The 18,336-nt window shown below is 56.0% G+C and carries 16 protein-coding genes, 1 pseudogene and 1 riboswitch; of the genes and pseudogenes, 5 read left to right on the top strand and 12 right to left on the bottom strand.

What is annotated here, in order from left to right; all coding sequences use genetic code 11:
* Window positions 1-180 precede the first annotated feature (180 nt).
* The 5 genes from opgB to tenA form a co-directional block, all read right to left on the bottom strand.
* Complete coding sequence (gene opgB, locus AC2FC2_RS17815; RefSeq protein ID WP_490659647.1) at window positions 181-2,484, bottom strand: phosphatidylglycerol--membrane-oligosaccharide glycerophosphotransferase; 2,304 nt, start codon at window positions 2,482-2,484, stop codon at window positions 181-183.
* Window positions 2,485-2,732: 248 nt separating this feature from the next.
* Entirely contained in the window at window positions 2,733-3,668 is a 936-nt protein-coding gene (locus tag AC2FC2_RS17810) for an ABC transporter substrate-binding protein (protein ID WP_209635878.1), read from the bottom strand.
* A 16-nt stretch (window positions 3,669-3,684) separates the two neighbouring features.
* Window positions 3,685-4,452: an ABC transporter permease gene (locus AC2FC2_RS17805; RefSeq protein WP_490659646.1), complete on the bottom strand. Its 768-nt coding sequence runs from the start codon at window positions 4,450-4,452 to the stop codon at window positions 3,685-3,687.
* Complete coding sequence (locus AC2FC2_RS17800; protein ID WP_490308870.1) at window positions 4,449-5,204, bottom strand: ABC transporter ATP-binding protein; 756 nt, start codon at window positions 5,202-5,204, stop codon at window positions 4,449-4,451. The genes AC2FC2_RS17805 and AC2FC2_RS17800 overlap by 4 nt, the downstream gene beginning before the upstream one ends.
* Complete coding sequence (gene tenA / locus AC2FC2_RS17795; protein WP_490659645.1) at window positions 5,201-5,881, bottom strand: thiaminase II; 681 nt, start codon at window positions 5,879-5,881, stop codon at window positions 5,201-5,203. The genes AC2FC2_RS17800 and tenA overlap by 4 nt, the downstream gene beginning before the upstream one ends.
* Before the next feature lie 62 nt (window positions 5,882-5,943).
* Window positions 5,944-6,046: riboswitch (TPP riboswitch) on the bottom strand.
* 180 nt (window positions 6,047-6,226) lie between these two features.
* Here tenA and AC2FC2_RS17790 point away from each other — a divergent pair.
* The 3 genes from AC2FC2_RS17790 to gap all read left to right on the top strand — a co-directional run bounded on the left by AC2FC2_RS17790 (window position 6,227) and on the right by gap (window position 9,380).
* The gene (locus AC2FC2_RS17790; protein ID WP_209635868.1) at window positions 6,227-7,249 is read left to right on the top strand and encodes an LLM class flavin-dependent oxidoreductase; all 1,023 of its coding nucleotides are present in this window, start codon (window positions 6,227-6,229) and stop codon (window positions 7,247-7,249) included.
* 67 nt (window positions 7,250-7,316) lie between these two features.
* Window positions 7,317-8,291: a GlxA family transcriptional regulator gene (locus tag AC2FC2_RS17785; RefSeq protein WP_265554098.1), complete on the top strand. Its 975-nt coding sequence runs from the start codon at window positions 7,317-7,319 to the stop codon at window positions 8,289-8,291.
* 78 nt (window positions 8,292-8,369) lie between these two features.
* Window positions 8,370-9,380: a type I glyceraldehyde-3-phosphate dehydrogenase gene (gene gap / locus AC2FC2_RS17780; protein ID WP_490659644.1), complete on the top strand. Its 1,011-nt coding sequence runs from the start codon at window positions 8,370-8,372 to the stop codon at window positions 9,378-9,380.
* Between the two features lie 114 nt (window positions 9,381-9,494).
* On the opposite strand, the gene AC2FC2_RS17775 is transcribed toward gap, so the two are convergent.
* The 4 genes from AC2FC2_RS17775 to AC2FC2_RS17760 form a co-directional block, all read right to left on the bottom strand.
* Complete coding sequence (locus AC2FC2_RS17775; RefSeq protein WP_404759305.1) at window positions 9,495-10,283, bottom strand: inositol monophosphatase family protein; 789 nt, start codon at window positions 10,281-10,283, stop codon at window positions 9,495-9,497.
* A gap of 24 nt (window positions 10,284-10,307) precedes the next feature.
* The gene (locus tag AC2FC2_RS17770; RefSeq protein WP_490659643.1) at window positions 10,308-11,369 is read right to left on the bottom strand and encodes an ABC transporter ATP-binding protein; all 1,062 of its coding nucleotides are present in this window, start codon (window positions 11,367-11,369) and stop codon (window positions 10,308-10,310) included.
* On the bottom strand, window positions 11,366-13,594 hold the full coding sequence (locus AC2FC2_RS17765) for an ABC transporter permease (RefSeq protein WP_490659642.1): 2,229 nt from the start codon (window positions 13,592-13,594) through the stop codon (window positions 11,366-11,368). The genes AC2FC2_RS17770 and AC2FC2_RS17765 overlap by 4 nt, the downstream gene beginning before the upstream one ends.
* Window positions 13,595-13,701: 107 nt before the next feature.
* The gene (locus tag AC2FC2_RS17760) at window positions 13,702-14,730 is read right to left on the bottom strand and encodes an ABC transporter substrate-binding protein (protein ID WP_490659641.1); all 1,029 of its coding nucleotides are present in this window, start codon (window positions 14,728-14,730) and stop codon (window positions 13,702-13,704) included.
* A gap of 218 nt (window positions 14,731-14,948) precedes the next feature.
* Here AC2FC2_RS17760 and AC2FC2_RS17755 point away from each other — a divergent pair, with 218 nt between their 5' ends.
* Entirely contained in the window at window positions 14,949-15,989 is a 1,041-nt protein-coding gene (locus tag AC2FC2_RS17755) for a LacI family DNA-binding transcriptional regulator (RefSeq protein WP_490659640.1), read from the top strand.
* A gap of 42 nt (window positions 15,990-16,031) precedes the next feature.
* Here AC2FC2_RS17755 and AC2FC2_RS17750 read toward each other — a convergent pair whose 3' ends face one another.
* The 3 genes from AC2FC2_RS17750 to AC2FC2_RS17740 are packed head-to-tail and all read right to left on the bottom strand — an operon-like array spanning window position 16,032 to window position 17,663.
* Window positions 16,032-16,370, bottom strand: a complete 339-nt coding sequence (locus AC2FC2_RS17750; protein ID WP_209635852.1) for a DUF6616 family protein — start codon at window positions 16,368-16,370, stop codon at window positions 16,032-16,034.
* A gap of 13 nt (window positions 16,371-16,383) precedes the next feature.
* A complete protein-coding gene (locus AC2FC2_RS17745; RefSeq protein WP_490659639.1) occupies window positions 16,384-17,160 on the bottom strand; it encodes a DNA alkylation repair protein in 777 nt (258 codons plus the stop codon).
* Entirely contained in the window at window positions 17,157-17,663 is a 507-nt protein-coding gene (locus AC2FC2_RS17740; RefSeq protein WP_490659638.1) for a MarR family winged helix-turn-helix transcriptional regulator, read from the bottom strand. The genes AC2FC2_RS17745 and AC2FC2_RS17740 overlap by 4 nt, the downstream gene beginning before the upstream one ends.
* 320 nt (window positions 17,664-17,983) lie before the next feature.
* Here AC2FC2_RS17740 and AC2FC2_RS17735 point away from each other — a divergent pair.
* Window positions 17,984-18,336: pseudogene (locus tag AC2FC2_RS17735) on the top strand (LacI family transcriptional regulator); the annotation flags it as partial.

The raw sequence follows: 18,336 nt of genomic DNA, 5'->3' as shown, positions 1-18,336 counted from the left end.
GGAGGCAGGCGGATGCCAATATCAATTCACAGCAACAGGTTAGCTGAATATGGGCGAATAGAATACGGGGAAAAGAAAAAGCAGCGTTCGCATTTACTCCCGGGGGATTTGCTGCAGGGGGCGAATACATTCGCCCCGATTAACGCGGGCGCCGCATGCGGCGCCCTTACAAGGTGAGGCTCAGGAGGCGGGGGCGGTTTGTTCTATCTTCAGCGACACCAGGCCAATGCCCAGTTTCTTCGGGGTAAAGCCACCACTGGCACCTTCCTGCGGTTCAGTCGGCGTCGGTGGCGTGATACTGATGTTCTGTGCGCCGCCGGGGTTGTCGAAGCGCAGGGTTACGGTGGTGTCCTGCTCGGTGAGCGTCACAAACTGTTCCTGCTCGCCAACGCGCACGGAGATCGGCTCGCCAACGTTTTTACCGTAGGCGCGAGCGCGTAGCACCAGATCGAAGGCGGGCGGCAGAGGGGCGACATAATCGATATTCACCGCCGGTGCCAGATTGGCATCTGACCAGCGGCCCCAGTCTTCAACGCTGGAAACCCCGGTGATGGCCTTCACGTATTCCGGCATGCCCGGCAGCATAAATGCGATGGCATCTGCCTGATATTTAACGGCGGCATCGTCCACATTCAACCGTTCTATGGCGCGTTGATAAGCGGCAACGCTGTCTGCTTCTGGCCCGCTAAAGTTGACCTTGCCGCGGTAGTTCCCCCCTTTGGCCTGTACGATCTGCGGCGGGGCGGCCAGATTGCCTGATGCGACGCAGGTTTCGGTGCTCAGTGCCATTTCAGGTGCCCATACCCGGCCAATTTCATAACATTTGTCGACCCAAACGAATTTTTCACCTGCGCCCAAGCCAGCAAGCTGCTTTTTCAGCGGCGTGGACAGATAAACGTTAAACATCGGCTCAATTTTGTTATCTGCCACTTTCAAGATAAATGGCACCTTAAAGGTGATACCGGAGAAGGTAAAACTGTTGCCTTGGTTACCCAGGGTGAAGTTGTCAATGCGGTTTGGGAAGCCCCATTGTTTCACTACCGCCGGTTTCCAGGCGTTGATCTTCTCATCGATATTCATGAAAACAGTAGACAGCGTTGGGCTGGAGAAGCTGCTGCGGCCTAGGCCTATGTAGTTATCGCCGCCCATCACGTCCAATACCGTGGCGCCGTTGTCCAACGTGCTGCGTTTTTCGTTATGCAGCGCGGTCTGTGGGCGAGTGCCGTCAATGATAAAGAACAGGTTACGGCGTTTCTGTTTGGTCAGAACGTCATAGGCGGTGTTATTCATCGCCAGATGATCCGAAGACACCACGATGACGGTGTTTTTGAAATAGTCGGATGCCTTGATTTTATCGATCAGCGCCGCGATATGCTGCTGGCTACAGGCTACCGCGCTTAATGAACGGTTCTCTTTGTTCTGCCAGCTGAATGTGTTTTTGCTGCAACTGGCGGAGATAAACCCGTCCGGGTGATGGGTGTCGACGGTCAGTGTAAACAGTGAAAACGTTTTATTCTGCTTAGACAGTTCAACAAATTTGTCGAACACCACATCCAGAACGGTATCGTCGTACCAGCCCCAGTCATTTTTGTAACTGGGATCGCTGACCTGCCCACGCAGTTCTTTGAAGCCGTAGGCATGATCGAAACCGTGCGATTTCAGAAAGGTGTCTTTACCGGCGAAGGCCAGATCGGCGCCCTGATAAAAGTAGTTATCATAACCGGCGGACTTCAGTACATCGCCCAGACAGACGTTTTCCGGGTAAAAGGTAGACACGGCGCTGGAGGCGTTACCGTCGAAAGGGGCAAACAGCGGGATGCCACACTGTGAGGCCACCATGCCGGCAATGGTATAACCGGTGCCTGGCAACTGTTGGGTGTTGCTGAAGTCGATGCTGTTTTCACGATGTTGGTTCAGTTCGTCAGCGAGGCCGGGGAAAAGTTGCTGATCGAAGTAGGTTCTTTCCAGGCTCTCTGCATAGATATACACCAGGTTCGGCGCTTTGCCCTGTACGCTTCTTTTGGGGGCTTTGTAATAGGTATCAAAATCGCTGGTGTCCCCGCTGATCTGGCTTCTGACCAGTAGGGAGATATCCTGAAAGGCGGGAGTAGTGCCGACGGAAAACAAGGCCAGCAACACGGCGATCACACTGTATACCACACTGCTGCTTTTCGCTTTGCGTCGGACCAGGCTCCAGGTGAGTACGGCGAAGATCAGCGCCAGTACCGCCAACAGGCCGATAAACGGCAGCAGGTATTTGCCGACGCCGGCACCTTTCAGGCTGCTGGTGAGGGTGTAAATTACCGCGTCGGTGATGCCGTCACCGGTAAAGTAGTTGCTGGCGATCAGGACAACGTTGAGGATCAGATAGCTGCCCAGCAGCGTCAGCAGAGTGGCAAGCCACCAGCGGTTGGCAGCGCCCCGGGTCCGGTAGATTAAAATTGAGGCGATAAAAAGTGCAAACGAGATTAATGCTGAAACCATCCACCGTACCCTGTCTGATTAAAAAGAAAAACTTTAGTGCTCTGGTCAACGCCGCTGACCGCTGCCGCCGCGAGAAAGAGGAGGGTATAGCGCATTGAAACCGTCAGAGCAATGCGTGTTTGCATCGCTCTGCTGGCTCAGAGTGTGATTGGCGATTTTTGTGACAATAGTGTGACACTAATCACGCCAGCGAAAAGGGAGGGCATCATAGAGAAGGGCGCAGTTCATAGGCTGAGCCCGATAACGGCTTAATGCAGTTCCACCGCGTATTGTTCCACGGGGGTGATTTTCTTGATCAACTTGTTGTCGAACAGGAATTGTTCGTAGGCTTGATAGCGCGCTTTATCCAGCTTGGCCGGATCGCGGGCAAACAGCGGCAAGCTGGCTTGCCATGCCTGTTTGTTCAGCGCGGTATTCAGTTCCGGATGGGCTTTGGCGAATGCTAGCCAGCTTTCCTGCGGATGGGCGTGCAGGTAGTCGCCGCCTTTTTTTAGTGCCGCGAGGAATTTTTTGATTTTCGGCTCAGTGATGGTGTCGCGATTGGCGACGATGATCAGTTCGTCGTAGGCGGGGACGCCATAGTCTTCCACGTTAAACACCACCGGATCTTTCCCCTGTAATTTCAATTCTAGCGCTTCAATATTGCGGTACCCGCCGATCACCGCATCGACCTGGCCTGCCAGCAGGGCGCTGGTCAGTTGGAAGTTAACGTTAATCAGTTTGGTGTCATTGGGGTTGAGATGCTCATGTTCGAGCATGGTTGCCAGCGTGGCCTGTTCAATGCCGCTGACCGAATAACCGATTTTTTTGCCCTTAAGCCCTGCCGGGGTGGTGATGCGCTTATCCAGCGTAATAACGGTATTGAGTGGCGAATTAATCAGGGTTCCTATGCGCACCAGCGGCAAGCCCTGGTCAGCGAAGAAGTGCAACTGCGGTTGATAGGTGATGGCAAGATCGGCCTGTTTTGCCGCCACCAGACGTGGCGGTAGCGCCGGGTCGGAAGGTGGCACTATCTTGACGTCGAGGCCCTCGGCCTTGAAGGCACCGATCTGATCGGCCACCATTATCGGCGCGTGATCGGGGTTGATATACCAATCGAGCACCAGCGTCAGTTTTTCAGCGGCGGTTGCTTGCCCGGCCAGCGTAGCGCTGAGCAGCAGCCCGCAGAGGGTCTTTTTAATCATGGTTGGTTCCTTATTATCAGTTATTTTCCGGTGCCCAATCGATCAGGCGCAGCAGCAGCGCGTCCACGGTCACCCAGAGCAAGACGGTCATCAGCACCAGAATAAACAGCGCGGCAAAACAGACGTCAGTCTGCATGCGCGCATTAGCGTTAAGCATTACGTACCCCAAACCTTCCGCCGAGCCGACCCATTCGCCGATGATGGCCCCTATCGGGGCGACGGCGGCGGCCATGCGCAGCCCGGAACCGAAGGCCGGCAGCGCCGCCATCAGCCGAACGTGCCGCAGTTGGGCCCAGGGTGAGGCGCGCAGGGTACGTGCCAGATCGAGATAGTCGTTATTGACCCGCCGCAGTCCATCAAAGAAGGCGGAGGTTACAGGGAAGAAAATCACCAGTACCGCCATCACCACTTTGGCGCTCATGCCAAAACCAAACCACAGCACCAACAACGGGGCCAACGCAAACACCGGGATCGCCTGGCTGGTCAGCACCAAGGGCATCAACCAGCGTTGCAGGCGGGGGGAAAAAATCATGCACAGTGCTAACACGGCCCCCAGCAATACCCCTGCCAGCAGGCCGCAGGCGATTTCTGACGCCGTAATCAACGTGTGATAAGCGAGATAAGCCCGGTCATTCCAAAGTGCCTGCGCGACCGCAGAAGGTGAGGGCAACAAAAAGGCGGGAATATCACCCAACGTTATCCCTCCCCACAGCAGTAACAGGCCGGCAAATACCGTCAGGCTGCGGCGCATCCGCGACAGGCGGCTTTCACTCGGCGGCTTCATTCGGCGGCCCTCACCAGTTGTAGCAGTAGCTCGCTTTGGCTTTTCAGCAGTTGAGGGTCGTCCGGTGCCCGTGGCGGCAAGCCTTCAATGACATGGCTGTCGTCAATGCCGGCGGGATAGCGTGACAGGACCAGCAAGCGGTGACTAAGGCGGCAGGCTTCCATCGGATCGTGGGTGATCAGTAACACGGTATGCTGCGCAAGCAGATCGGCGGCAAGCTGCTGGATTTTGGCGCGGGTAATGGTGTCCAGCGCCGAGAAAGGTTCATCCATCAAGACGATCGGTTGACGTTCATACAGCGTGCGGGCGATGGCTGCACGTTGGCGCATGCCACCGGACAGTGCCGCAGGCAAGGCGCTGCCATAGCCGCTCAGGCCCACGCGTTCCAGTAAATGTTCTGCCCAGGCGCGGTCGACTTTTTCACCCCGCAGCCGTGCACCGAGGCTAATGTTCTGATCAATGGTCAGCCATGGATAGAGCAGATCCTTTTGCCCCATGTAGGCGATGCGTCCTACGATCGGTAAGCCATCGCTGCCGGTGACCGTACCGGACGTGGGTTTCGCCAACCCGGCAATGATCTTCAGCAAGCTGGTTTTACCCGCACCGCTGGCGCCGAGCAACGCCACAACATTGCCGCCTGCAATATCGAAATTTAGCCGGTCGAAAATCACCTGCTGACCAAAACGCAGGGTCAAATCCCGGACCTGAATTCCTGGTCTGGTCCCCTCATTCGGGGCCTTGCCGATGCTCATTGGGCATTCAACCCCATTTGCCAGAAGGCAGATTCCAGCCGGGTGGCGGTGGTGAAAATGGTCGACAGTTCGGCCAGGCGGCTTTCAGCCCCACGTTGGTGGCCCACGTTTTCCAGCAGGTCGAGTGCGGCCTGCACCCCAGATAAATAGGCGGGGTCACCATAGTTACGGATCCATGAGGCATAAGGGTTGCCTTCCATCACGGTGGCGGGATCGTTAAGCAGCCGCAGGCCTATTTCGGCATAGCCGGCGACGCAGGGCATCAGAGCGGCCAGCAGATCGAGTGCATCACCGGCGTGGCCGATATCGAGCACATAGCGGGTGTAGTTAAGGGTTTCCGCGGCCTCTGGTTCGGCGGCAATGTCGGGTTCGCTCAGCCCCCAGTCTGCGCAATAGGCCAGATGCAAAGGCAGTTCGGCGACAATGGCATTGAGTGAGGCGGTGGCTGCACGCATCTCCGGCAGAGTACGCAGTTTGCTGACCAGCAGCGCATAGGCGCGGGCAAAGTGAATCAGGAACAGGTAATCCTGTGTCAAATAGCGACGGAATGCCGGGTCAGGTAGGGTGCCTGCGGCCAGTTGCTGAATAAAAGGGTGTTCGACGTAGTCCTGCCAGTGGCGACCAGCCTGCTGGCGCAGCCGTCCGTAAAGACCATTTTCAAATTGAGGGGTAAACATGGGACCTCCAAAAGTGTGTGGAGATCCGGGCGCGCTGAGGTATGAACAGGCAATGACTGATGGTGTTATTGCCGACCCGTCCCTTCGCTGGCATGACCCAGATCAGGTTCAAAGGGTTCGGCTTGCGCCATCTCAGCCCGTAACAGGACACCCCTCGGAGGAGCTTGTTATACGATATTTACTTTTTGATTACAACGGGCGGGCGGTTGCGTTGGGCAACGATGAGGGCATTTTTCGGCAGCCAAAAACGGTTCGTTTAGTGCGGTCGCACACAATTTTTCTGGCCTGAGGAGGGGCATTTTTGTCACTGTAACTCGGTCATAATTGAATCTAAGGGCTACTCCTATGAAGAAAATTGGATTTCTCTCGTTTGGTCACTGGACGCCGTCGTCACAGTCGGGTACCCGGTCTGCTGCGGATGCGTTATTGCAATCCATCGATCTGGCCGTCGCGGCAGAAGAGCTGGGGGCGGACGGGGCTTACTTCCGTGTGCATCACTTTGCCCGCCAGCTCGCTTCGCCGTTCCCGCTGCTGGCTGCCATTGGGGCAAAAACGCAGCGTATTGAGATCGGCACCGGCGTGATCGACATGCGCTATGAAAACCCGCTTTATATGGTCGAAGACGCGGGTGCTGCTGATTTGATCTCCGGTGGACGGTTGCAACTTGGGATCAGCCGCGGCTCACCTGAGCAGGTCATTGAAGGCTGGCGTTACTTTGGCTACACGCCTGCAGAAGGCGAGACTGAAGCCGACATGGCGCGTCGCCATACCGACGTGTTCCTCGATGCGCTGCGTGGTGAAGGCTTTGCCGAACCGAATCCGCAGCCGATGTTCCCCAACCCGCCCGGTCTGCTGCGTGTTGAGCCTTTCTCCGCGGGTTTGCGGGATCGGATCTGGTGGGGGGCCAGCTCGAACGCCACGGCAGTCTGGGCGGCGAAACTGGGGATGAACCTGCAAAGCTCAACGTTAAAAAATGATGAGACCGGCGAGCCGTTCCACGTGCAGCAGGCCAAGCAGATCCGTGAGTACCGTGCGGCCTGGAAGGCAGCAGGGCACCAGCGTGAGCCGCGCGTGTCGGTCAGCCGCAGTATTTTTGCGCTGATGAACCAGCAGGATCGCAGCTACTTCGGCAACAGCGGCCAGGATAGCGATCAGGTGGGGTATATCGATCAGCAGACGCGGGCCGTATTCGGCCGCAGTTATGCCGCCGAGCCGGAGTTGTTGATCAAACAATTGGCGCAGGACGAAGCGATAGCCGAAGCGGACACCTTGCTGTTGACCGTGCCGAACCAGTTGGGCGTCGATTATAACGCCCATGTGATTGAATCCATCTTGACCCATGTCGCCCCGGCGTTAGGGTGGCGCTAAACGCCAGAACGCTTCTCAGCGAGAGAAGCGTTGTTGACTTATTTTGTCTTATTTGTATTTTAAGGACATGCATACATTCCTGATCATCGTCCCTGAAGGGGGCATGTTGTTTGAGTCGGCGGGCATCGCCGATATTTTGATGCAAGCCAACCGCTTGAGGCCTGATGACGCGCCGCTCTACCAGATGGCGATAGTCACCACCCAGTCTCACCGGGTGGTGCATGGTTCCTCCGGCTTGAATCTGTTGGCCGATCACCGCCTGGCCGATCTCGAACCTGAGGAGGAACGCGATACCATCATCGTGACCGGCAAAGGGGCGACAGCGGAAGAAAGTGCCTATGTGGTCGATTGGCTGCGTCGTGCAGCCCCTAAAGCGCGACGTGTGGCGTCAGTTTGCGGCGGGGCCATGCTGCTGGCCGAGGCCGGCTTGCTGGATGGGCGCCGGGCAACCACGCATTGGCGACTGCTGGAAACGTTGCAGGCTCGTTTCCCCAAAGTGAAAGTCGAAAATGGGCCGATCTACGTGCAAGATGGCGCTGTCTGGACCTCCGGCGGGGTCAGTTCCGGGTTCGATCTCACCCTGGCATTGGTGGAGGATGATTACGGATTCGTGCAGGCCCGTGAAGTGGCGCAAGATCTGGTGATGTTCCTGCGCCGGCCCGGGGGGCAGGCACAGTTCAGCCGTTATCCCTTGAATCAGGCCAAAACGCCCGGCCCGATTCGTGATCTCCAGTCCTGGATCCTGGAAAACCTGTCCAGCGATCTTGGTGTCGAAAAACTGGCAGAACGGGTCGCCATGAGTCCGCGAAACTTTACCCGCGTGTTCACGCGTGAAACCGGCATTTCACCCGCTAAATTTGTTGAAGAAGGGCGTCTGTATCTGGCTCGACAACGGTTGGAGCAGAGTGCTGAAGGTATTGAGCAAATCGCCATGAACTGTGGGTTTGGCAATGGCCTCAATCTGCGGCGCGTTTTTGAACGGCATTTGCACCTCACACCGACCGAGTACCGCGAACGTTTTCATTCACGCATTTTGGCGTAAATTGATCTATAAACGTCATTTACGACAATGTCTCTCCGGCTTAAATTTACAGCAAAGCCAATAACGAAGGAGTAGAACATGGTCAAAGTAGGCATTAATGGATTCGGCAGAATCGGCAGGAATGTTTTGCGTGCTGCGTTAGGTCGCAGTGACTTTGAGGTTGTGGCGATCAACGATTTGACCGACAGCAAAACCTTGGCGCATTTGCTGAAATACGACTCGCTGTCGGGTACCTTGGCAGCCAGTGTCGAAGCCGGTGAAAACCAACTGCTGCTCGATGGTCGGCCAATTCATGTTTTCTCCGAAAGAGATCCGGGCGCAATCCCATGGAAAAGCGTGGGCGTTGATGTCGTCATCGAAGCGACGGGGTTCTTTACGGACAAAGCCAAGGCCGAAGTGCACATCACGAAGGGTGGGGCCAAGCGAGTGATTATCTCGGCGCCAGGCAAGGACGACGATATAACCATAGTGATGGGCGTTAATCAGGACCTGTACGATCCGGCCAAGCACCGCGTGGTCAGCAACGGCAGTTGCACCACCAACGGTTTGGCGCCCGCGGCGCAGGTGCTGCATCAGGCCTTCGGGATTGAATACGGCCTGATGAATACCACGCATGCTTATACCAATAGCCAGGCATTGCATGACCAACCGGAAAAAGACTTGCGTGGCGCTCGCGCCGCAGCAGAGTCGATTGTGCCTTACTCCAGCGGGGCGGCCAAAGCGCTCGGCAAGGTGATCCCTGAACTCGATGGCCGTCTGACCGGTTATTCGCTGCGGGTGCCGGTGCCGGTGGTGTCTATCGTTGACTTAACGGTGACGTTGAAACGCGACGTGACGGCTGAAGAGATCAACGCCGCGTTCCGTCAGGCTGCGCAGTCGGGCCCTCTCAAAGATATTTTGGGCTACAGCGATGAGCCTTTGGTATCGAGCGATTATAAAGGCGACCCGCGCTCATCCATTATCGATGGGCTGTCAACGTTGGTTATCGGTGGCAATCTGGTCAAGGTTTTGGCTTGGTACGACAATGAATGGGGCTTCTCCAACCGTTTGGTTGATCTGGCGGTGTTGATGGAAAAACGCGGCTTGTAGGCTCTAAAAGTAAGGGCGCTGCATGCTGCGCCCTTGAGCATACTCAACGGGTTAAATCGGGTCGAACATGTTCGACCCGATTTAACCCTTAAACATATTTGTTAGCAGTATCAACTACAGCTGCGCGATCTGCATTAAATCTTGTTTGGCCCCTGGAGCCACCGCCAGCACCGGGCCACCCCGGAGAAAATGTTCCCCTTCGGTGTTAAATGGATGCGTCCAGCCGCCGGCTTCGTTGACCAGGCAATATCCCGCCAGACAATCCCAGGCATGCATATAAGGTTCGTAGTAACCCACCAGACGCCCTGCTGCAACCCAAGCCAGCATCATGGCACCCGAACCATTGCGGAAGAAATTGCCACCGGCCGCGGTGATCCCGGCGGCGATCTCACCGACGCGTTCAGGCGTCACATAGCTGTTGGCACCAAAACCGGTGACGTGGTTTTGCATCGTGCGTTTTGGGTCTACGCGCAGCGGTTTGCCATTGAGAGTGGCCCCCGCGCCGCGCGCCGCGATAAAACATTCTTGCTGGCAGGGTGCGACGATCACGCCGATCACCGGTTCGCCGTGGTGAATCACGGCAATAGACACACACCAGTTTGGCATACCGTTAACAAAAGGGCTGGTGCCATCGATGGGATCCACCACCCAGGTGTAACCCGACTCACCGGGCTGCAGGCCAAACTCCTCCCCCAAAAAACCGTCCTGCGGAAACTGGCTGGCGATCTGTTCGCGGATCAACAGTTCAACTTCGCGGTCAGCAATGGAAACCACGTCCTGCGCATCGCGTTTGGTTTCAATCACCAGGCTCTCGCGGCGGTTAAAATAGTCCAGCGCTTTGCTGCCTGCGGCGCGTGCCGCCTGTTCGGCCAACAACAGGCGCTGGGAAATGGGCTCATTCATGTTTGATCCTTAACGTTGTGAGGCTCACTGGGCAATCAGTGCCAGCCCCTGAGATTTGAAATCAATGGCCACGCGTGTGGCGGGTGCCAACTGGCGTTCCATCTGAACGTCGACAATAAATAGCGCACCGAGATCGGTCTTCACTTCATATTCAATATGGTCCCCAAGCCAGGTACTGTGGGTTATCTCCCCGTTCAATGCGCCATCTTGCTCCGGCTGCAGGGTAATAAACTGCGGGCGCACCGACAGTTGCGCGGTGCCGGGACGTGCTTTGGCACCCGGTACCCGATACTGGCGACTGCCGAGGGTGATCAGCGCCTGACCATCTTCGACGCGCTCAATGTCACAGGGCAGGATATTGGCCTCGCCCATAAAGTCGGCGATAAACACGGAAGCTGGTGAATGATAAAGCTCCTGAGGTGCGCCCTGTTGGGCAATATGCCCTTCTTTCATGACGATAATCTTATCGGAGACCGCTAATGCCTCTTCTTGATCGTGGGTGACGTACACCGCAGTGAAACCAAGGCGCTGCTGCAAATCACGAATTTCAGTGCGGACACGGCGGCGCAAACGTTCGTCAAGGTTGGATAATGGCTCGTCGAGCAGCAACACCTGCGGTTCCAATACCAGCGCACGCGCTACGGCAATACGCTGCTGCTGTCCGCCAGAGAGTTCGGCGGGGAGACGTTGGCCCATCTTTTCCAGACCGACCAGTGTGAGCCCTTCGCGTGCCCGGTCCTGCGCTTCTTTACGCGGCAGACCGCTGGCAAGCAGGCCATACATCACGTTGTCCAACGCGTTCATATGTGGGAACAACGCATAGGATTGGAACACCATTGCGACGTCGCGTTCGTTGGCGGGCAGGTGCGTGACGTCCTTGCCGCCGATCAGAATACGGCCAGAGGTTGGATGCTCCAGGCCTGCCAACAGGCGCAGGGTAGTGGTTTTGCCACAGCCAGACGGACCGAGCAGTGTGACCAGCGTGCCAGGTTCGACGGTGAGTGACAGGCCGGGTACGGCGGTGAAATCGGCAAATTGTTTGGTGACGTTTTCAAACACCACCGAGCCGGAACGAATGGCAGTCATACGGCATTCTCCTGATGTAGAGCCGGTGGAGGCGTCACCGGCGGTGTGGTAATACGGATTGCGCGACGCAGGCGGCGTTCGCCGACCAGTAACTGGAAGGTGAGGATCACCGCCAGCATCACAACGATAAGCACCGAGGAGTAGGCGATAGCCACGCCGTATTCCCCATTTTCGACCAACCCAACGATGTAGGACGTGGCCATGTTGTACTGGGCGCTAACCAGGAAGATCACCGCGCTGATGGAGGTAATGGCACGCACGAAGGCATAGACCAGAGCCGCGCTGATCGCCGGTTTCAACAGCGGCAAAATCACTTTGCGCAGGGTGCGGAAACTGCTGGCGCGCAGCGTCAGTGAGGCTTCATCCAGGCTACGATCCAGCTGGCTCATGGCGGCAATGCCACCGCGCACACCCACCGGCATGTTGCGGAACACAAAACAGGCGACCAGAATCAGGGCGGTGCCGGTGATCTCCAGGGGGGGCAGGTTGTAAGCCATAATGTAACTGACGCCGATGACCGTGCCGGGAATGGCAAAGCTGAGCATCAATAAAAACTCAAAGGTTTGGCGACCGGCAAATTTCTGGCGCACGATCAGCCACGCAGTGAGCAGGCCAACGATGGCGGTGAGCGGCGCGGCGATCAGCGCGATTTCCAGCGTCGTCCAGAATGAGTTCCAGGCGACACCGGTCCAGACTATCTGGCCATTGTTCCACTGGAAGCCAAAGGCGCGCGCGTAGTGGCCCAGCGTCAGGCTGCTGTCGAGCCCCCATGACTGGACGAAACCGCCGATCAGGATCATGCCGTAGATGACCAGCGTGAACAGGCCCCAAGGGATCACCAGCGCGTATACGCCGTAACGCAATCCACGCGGCAGCCCGCAATGCATCCCGGAATCCCCTTTACCGGTCACGGTCGCGAAGTTTTTCCCCGTTAACCACAGGCGTTGCAGAATAAAGGCGCTAAGGGTGAAGCACAGTAGGATGATGGCCAGCACCGCGGCACGGCTCGGATCGTTCTGTGCACCCACCACCGAGAAGAAGATCTCGGTCGACAGCACACCGTGGCTGCCGCCAAGCACCATCGGATTACCAAAATCCGCCATGCTTTCGATAAAGCTAATGAGAAAAGCATTGGCCAGACCGGGTGCCATCAGCGGCAGTGAAACATAGCGGAAGGTGCGCCAGCGGTTCGCACGTAGCGTTTGCGAAGCCTCTTCCAGCGAGGGGCTGACCCCTTCCACCACGCCAATCAGCACCAGAAAGGCTATAGGGGTGAAGGACAGTACCTGGGCAATCCAGATACCGGTCAGCCCGTACAACCAACGGCCGGGCTCAATGCCAAACAGGCTGGCGAGCAGTTCGGTGACGACGCCAGCGCGGCCAAACAGCAGCATCAGCGCCAGGCCAATCACAAAGGGGGGCGTAATGATTGGCAGGACGGTGAGTAAGCGCAGTCCTTTCTTGAATGGCAACGGCGTGCGCGTAGCCGCCAGCGCAAAAGCCAGACCGAGCAGTGTGGAACCGCTGGCCGTCATGAGCGCTAACGTCAGGGTACGCCAGGCGGTTCCGCAGCTGCCGCCTTTCAGGCAACTGAGGCTCCAAATCGCGGGGTCTTGCATATTGGCGATCAGGCCATCGGGTTTAAAGGAACCGTCCACGTCCTGCACGGAAGCGACAAACATGCTCAGCACCGGGTAAAGTACAAAGGTGGTTACCAGTGCGACCAGCAGCACAATGGCCGCGACCACAAAAGCATCGCCTTTCAGGACGCCGCGTTCGGCAAGCGCAAAAGAGAACAGCAGCAGAAAGGCGGTGATGAGCAAAATAGCACCTGCGCCAAACGCAGGTTGGCCGTCGCTGAGCGCCCCAAACAGATGTTCGCTCCATTGCCAATTCCAGCCGCTGTAGCCGATGGCATGGCCTTCAAACAGCAGAAAAACGACGCCGACAGCACTGGCACACAGCAGTAATTGTGAGCGCAAGCGGCTCACTGGCAGCACACGCGCCAGTGCGCAAATCAGTAACATCAGCAAGGCAATGGTCAGCCAGGGGCGCTGAAATACCATAATTTGCCACAGTGCCGGTGCGCTTGCCTGATCCTGCCACAGCGTACTTAGCCAGCCAAAGTCGAAGAACCCGGCTTCCAGGCTGTACCAAGGCAGTAGCAGCAATGCCAATGCGCCCAGCACAAGAGCCCCGTTAAGGCGGCGGTTTTGAGCATTCATCGTAACCTCGAGAGTTCATATTTCCTTCACCCTGCGTTACACGGGCGAGTGTTGCCTCGCCCGGCCTATTGCAGAGCGCATAACATGTGTAAGGAAAAGGACGTGAATTATTGGGCGCTGGCGCCGATCTCTTTATCCCAGCGGCTGAGCAGTGCTTTGCGTTTATCTGTCGCACCGTAGGTTTTGAAGTCGTAATCGATCAGTTTGATGTTCTCAAAACGTGGCGCATATTCGGAAATCGCCGCGTTGCGGTTAGAAGGCAACTGGAAAGATTTGGCATCTTTCATATGTGACTGTGCGTCTGCACTGAGCGCCCAGTCGTACCACACCTTGGCCTCACTGAGGTTACGTGCGCCTTTGACGATAGACATGGAGCCAATTTCAAAACCGGTGCCTTCGCAAGGCGCGACCGCTTTGATCGGGAAACCATCGACCTGCATCGCCACGGCATCATGCATAAAAACGATGCCGATGGTCGTTTCACCGCGCGCGGCTGCTTTCACGGGTGCCGAGCCAGATTTGGTGTACTGCGAGATATTGGCGTTGAGTTTTTTCAGATAATCGAAGGCCGGTTCTTCCCCCATGATTTGCACCAGTGTGGCGAGGGTGTTGTAGGCGGTACCGGACGAGTTCGGGTTGGCCATCTGGATCTCGCCTTTATAGGCAGGATCCAGCAAATCGCTCCAGCAGGCGGGGACCTTGAGCTTTTTATCTGCCAGTAGCTTGGTGTTGTAACCCCAACCCAGCGCCCCGGCGTAGACGCCAACGGTACGGTAACCGGCACTTTCGGCCTGTTTGCGCGCCCAGTCGTGCTGTTGATCAAGCAGTGGGGATTTATAGGGTTGGGTTAAGCCTTCGTCGGCGGCCTGCATGTGCGGATCGCCGGTGCCGGCCCACCACATATCGGTGCGCGGGTTGCGGGCTTCGGTACGAATACGCGCATAGGCTTCGCCAGCGGAAAGGCGCACCATGCTGACTTTGATATCCGGGTGTTGTTTCTCAAAAAGAGTGGTCATCTGTTCGCAGACCACAACATCGGCGGAGCAGATCATGTTTAATTTCCCAGCGGCGAAAGCAGGTGAAGCAGAGAGTGCAGAGCCAGCGGCGAGAGCCGCTATCAGAGTAACGCGATGCATGGTGTTCTCCTTGGTTGTGTAGGGTGGCGATACGTTGTCGCCTATTTTTTTTGCACGTGTGTGCAAATAACTAGAGGATAAAAATTGTGCTGTCAATCGCGTGATGAAACAATTCAACCTTTGCGTCACAAAAATGAAACATTTTAACCGATAAAAATTTGCACAGCTTTGCAAAGTACGGCAAACTTTTCTCAGAGCACAAACGGATGGATGTGAAAATGACAGCGGACAAGGCGATGATCAGTGCGAAAGACGTGGCGGAATTGGCCGGGGTCTCCCGCTCGGCAGTCTCACGGACTTATACGCCCGGCGCCAGCGTGTCAGCAACGACCCGTGAAAGGGTGATGCGAGCGGCGGAAGAGTTGGGTTATCACGTGAATCATTTGGCTCGGGGGCTAGTGCGTAACCGTAGCGGCATTGTCTGCCTGATCGTTTCAGAACTGGCGACGCCTTATCGTGCCAGCCTGGTACGGTTGCTGACCCAGCACCTGCAGGATGTGGGGAAAATCGCCATGTTGATTAACACCGATCGCTCTGATGACAGTGTTTCCCAGGCATTGCAGCAGGCAATTAACTTCCGTGCAGATGCCTCTTTTGTGCTGTCCGGGATGCCGGACAGTGGCATCGCCCGTTTGTGTCACAAACACGGTCAGCGACTGGTGCTGATTAACCGTAACGACACCTTACCGGGGTCACTCAGCATCCGGCTGGATAACGAAGAAGCGGCAGGCAGGATTGTGATGGCCTTTGCCCGTGCGGGCTGCCAGCGCATTGCTTTTGCCAACTCATTGGCCGGTACGCCAAGCCTGATGGCGCGTGAACGCGGTTTTCTTCAGGCGGCAGAAGGCGTGGGCTTGCAGGTGAGCGTTGAGCGTTTTGGCACCACATCTTATGAAAGTGGTCAGATCCTGGCGCACCGGCTGTTGACCCGCCGCGAGCGGCCGGACGCGGTATTCTGCGTGACCGATCTGCTGGCCTGCGGTTTTATGGATGAGGCGCGTCATCGCTTTGGGTTACGTATTCCAGAGGATTTGTGCGTTGCCGGTTACGATGATATTCCGCAGGCGGCCTGGTCCTCTTATAACCTGACTACCTTTACTCAACCGGTGGCGTTGTTTGCGCAGGATGCCGTTGCGTGGCTGATGGCGGAAGAAAAGAAAGAAGAGAGCATGATGCCAGCATTGGGGCAGGAGATGCCGGGTGAAACCCGGCTATATCATGCCGATTTTGTCTGGCGTGGGACCATTCGCGGGGCCTGAAACCGGCGTAATATCTTGTTTTATTGCGGCGCTGCGACATTGTTATCCGGCGGCCAAGGCAACTAAATGAGCCTCGAAACCGTTGTCGCTTCCGGCTGCATTGACATGGTCGAAGTAGTTATACCAGCCGCTGGCTTTAATGCCTGCGAGCAACATCTCCCGCGTTTGAATGTCAGCAAAACGCCAGACACCCACAAAACGATGGCCTGTAGATTTGTCGATAGTGCTGTCCGTTTCACTCAACGTCAGAATTTCAACACCAAGATGGGATAGGTTGCCCATCGCAAGCTGAACGTTGTCGACGAACTGCTGACGTTCTGTGGCGGATAAAGCGCCCCATTGAGTGTTGGGGGAATATAGTTCAATCAGGTAATGAGACATGGTCGGTTTCTCCTTATTTCAGATTACGCATAGCGCGTTGGCAGATACGCTGGGTCGCTGGAGAGGGAGGGGGTTGCAACCATTGCTGACACAAGCCCATTACCCAGTCAGGATGACTTTTGGCGGCGTCGTTGAGCCAGTTCGCCAGCGAGTCTTGTACATACGGGGACGGATCGGCCCGCAAAGGGGAAAGTATTGGCAGTGCTCGTTCAGGCTGTTGTTTTAGCGCAGCAATATGCGCAGACCAGACGCCGCGTGGCCGTAATGCTTCGCTGGCAAAACGACGAATACGTTCGGAGGGTGACCTTGTCCATACGGCCAGCTGTTCGATAGCGTTATCGAGCTCTAGCACCAAAGCTGGACGCACCGCCAACCAAGCCCATTCACGGACACCGAAATGACCGTCGTCAGCCAGAAGACGGATAGCGTCTAGCCTTTCGGTTACGCGCATTTCAGTCTGTGCCCCAATCATAAAACAGGCCCAACCACGCACGGTATCCGAGCGGTGTGACATGCATTGTTCGATGCCGGCCATACCCAGTTCAGCCAATAAAATGTCGCCAATGCCTGCCATTCGCTTGACGATTCCCTGTTGGCAAGTCACCTCGGCCGCTTGCAGCGATTGAGGTGAGAGGGTAGGGAAAACGGTGCGTAGCAATAGGATTTGGTCAAGAGCCAATACTTCGACCAGCGTAGCGCTCTGTTGCTCACCACGGGATAATGCAGTCAGAATGTCGGGAGCAATGTCTGAAACGCGGATTGCCCCTTTACGCGTGGGAGAGTGGCTCATATCGCTGACTCCTCTTTGGCTGGCGTTACGTTGGCTGCGACTTTTTCGAGTAACAGACCCAGTTGAGTTTGTTCGCTAGCGGAGAGGTTCCCAAACAATCCTGCTATCCAGCGGCTATGCTGCTCAAAAACCTGTTTGGCAACCTGTTCGCCCTTGTGAGTCAGCCGAACACGTAACGCCCGGCGATCGCTGATATCGGCGTGGCGCTCAAGCAAATGTTCCCGCTCAAGGCCATTGAGCAGACCCGTGACGGTGGCACGCGTTACGCCCGCTTTTTCCGCCAGCGCATTCGGTGCCAGCCCTTCTTTGGCTGCATCAAGCAAGAACAGCATCACGAAGCGGCCTTCAGACAGGGCATAAGGTGCCAGCAGTGAGGCACAGTCCCGATCGATGGCTGAAGCCAGCGAAAGTGTTTGAAAGCATAATCGAATATTCTCCAGGTCAGGAAGCTGGCGTTGGTGGGCTTCCTGGAGCAGGGAGAGGTATTTTTGCTCAAGTTTCATGTTCGATCTCACCATGTAGTATGGCGCCTAACTATATGCAAAGAAAAACAGAAGATCAACAGGCTGAGGTAACTATGAACGGAGGGGACGGCTGAATAGCAAAACGCCCGCTTAAGTTTCCTTAAGCGGGCGTCTCTAATATGGCTCCTCTGACTGGATGCTCCATTTAATATATCTTGTTGAAATTAAATTTATTTAATTTTTTAAATTGAAGAGAAGCCCTTAATAAGGTCCCAAATGTTGTTGCTTTTTTAAATGTGATGTATGTCACGTTTGTGATTGTTGTTCTGTCCTAAAAAGCGTGTCAGGTTCGGGAATGAGCGGCAGAGGAGTTGGGTTATCACGTGAATCATTTGGCTCGGGGGCTAGTGCGTAACCGTAGCGGCATTGTCTGCCTGATCGTTTCAGAACTGGCGACGCCTTATCGTGCCAGCCTGGTACGGTTGCTGACCCAGCACCTGCAGGATGTGGGGAAAATTGCCATGTTGATTAACACCGATCGCTCTGATGACAGTGTTTCCCAGGCATTGCAGCAGGCAATTAACTTCCGTGCAGATGCCTCTTTTGTGCTGTCCGGGATGCCGGACAGTGGCATTGCCCGTTTGTGTCACAAACACGGTCAGCGACTGGTGCTGATTAACCGTAACGACACCTTACCGGGGTCACTCAGCAT

This window comes from Serratia sp. CoH_122_TC_1, assembly GCF_058191755.1.
Note: the sequence above shows the minus strand (reverse complement) of the source record. Positions and strands in the feature narration are given on the sequence as shown.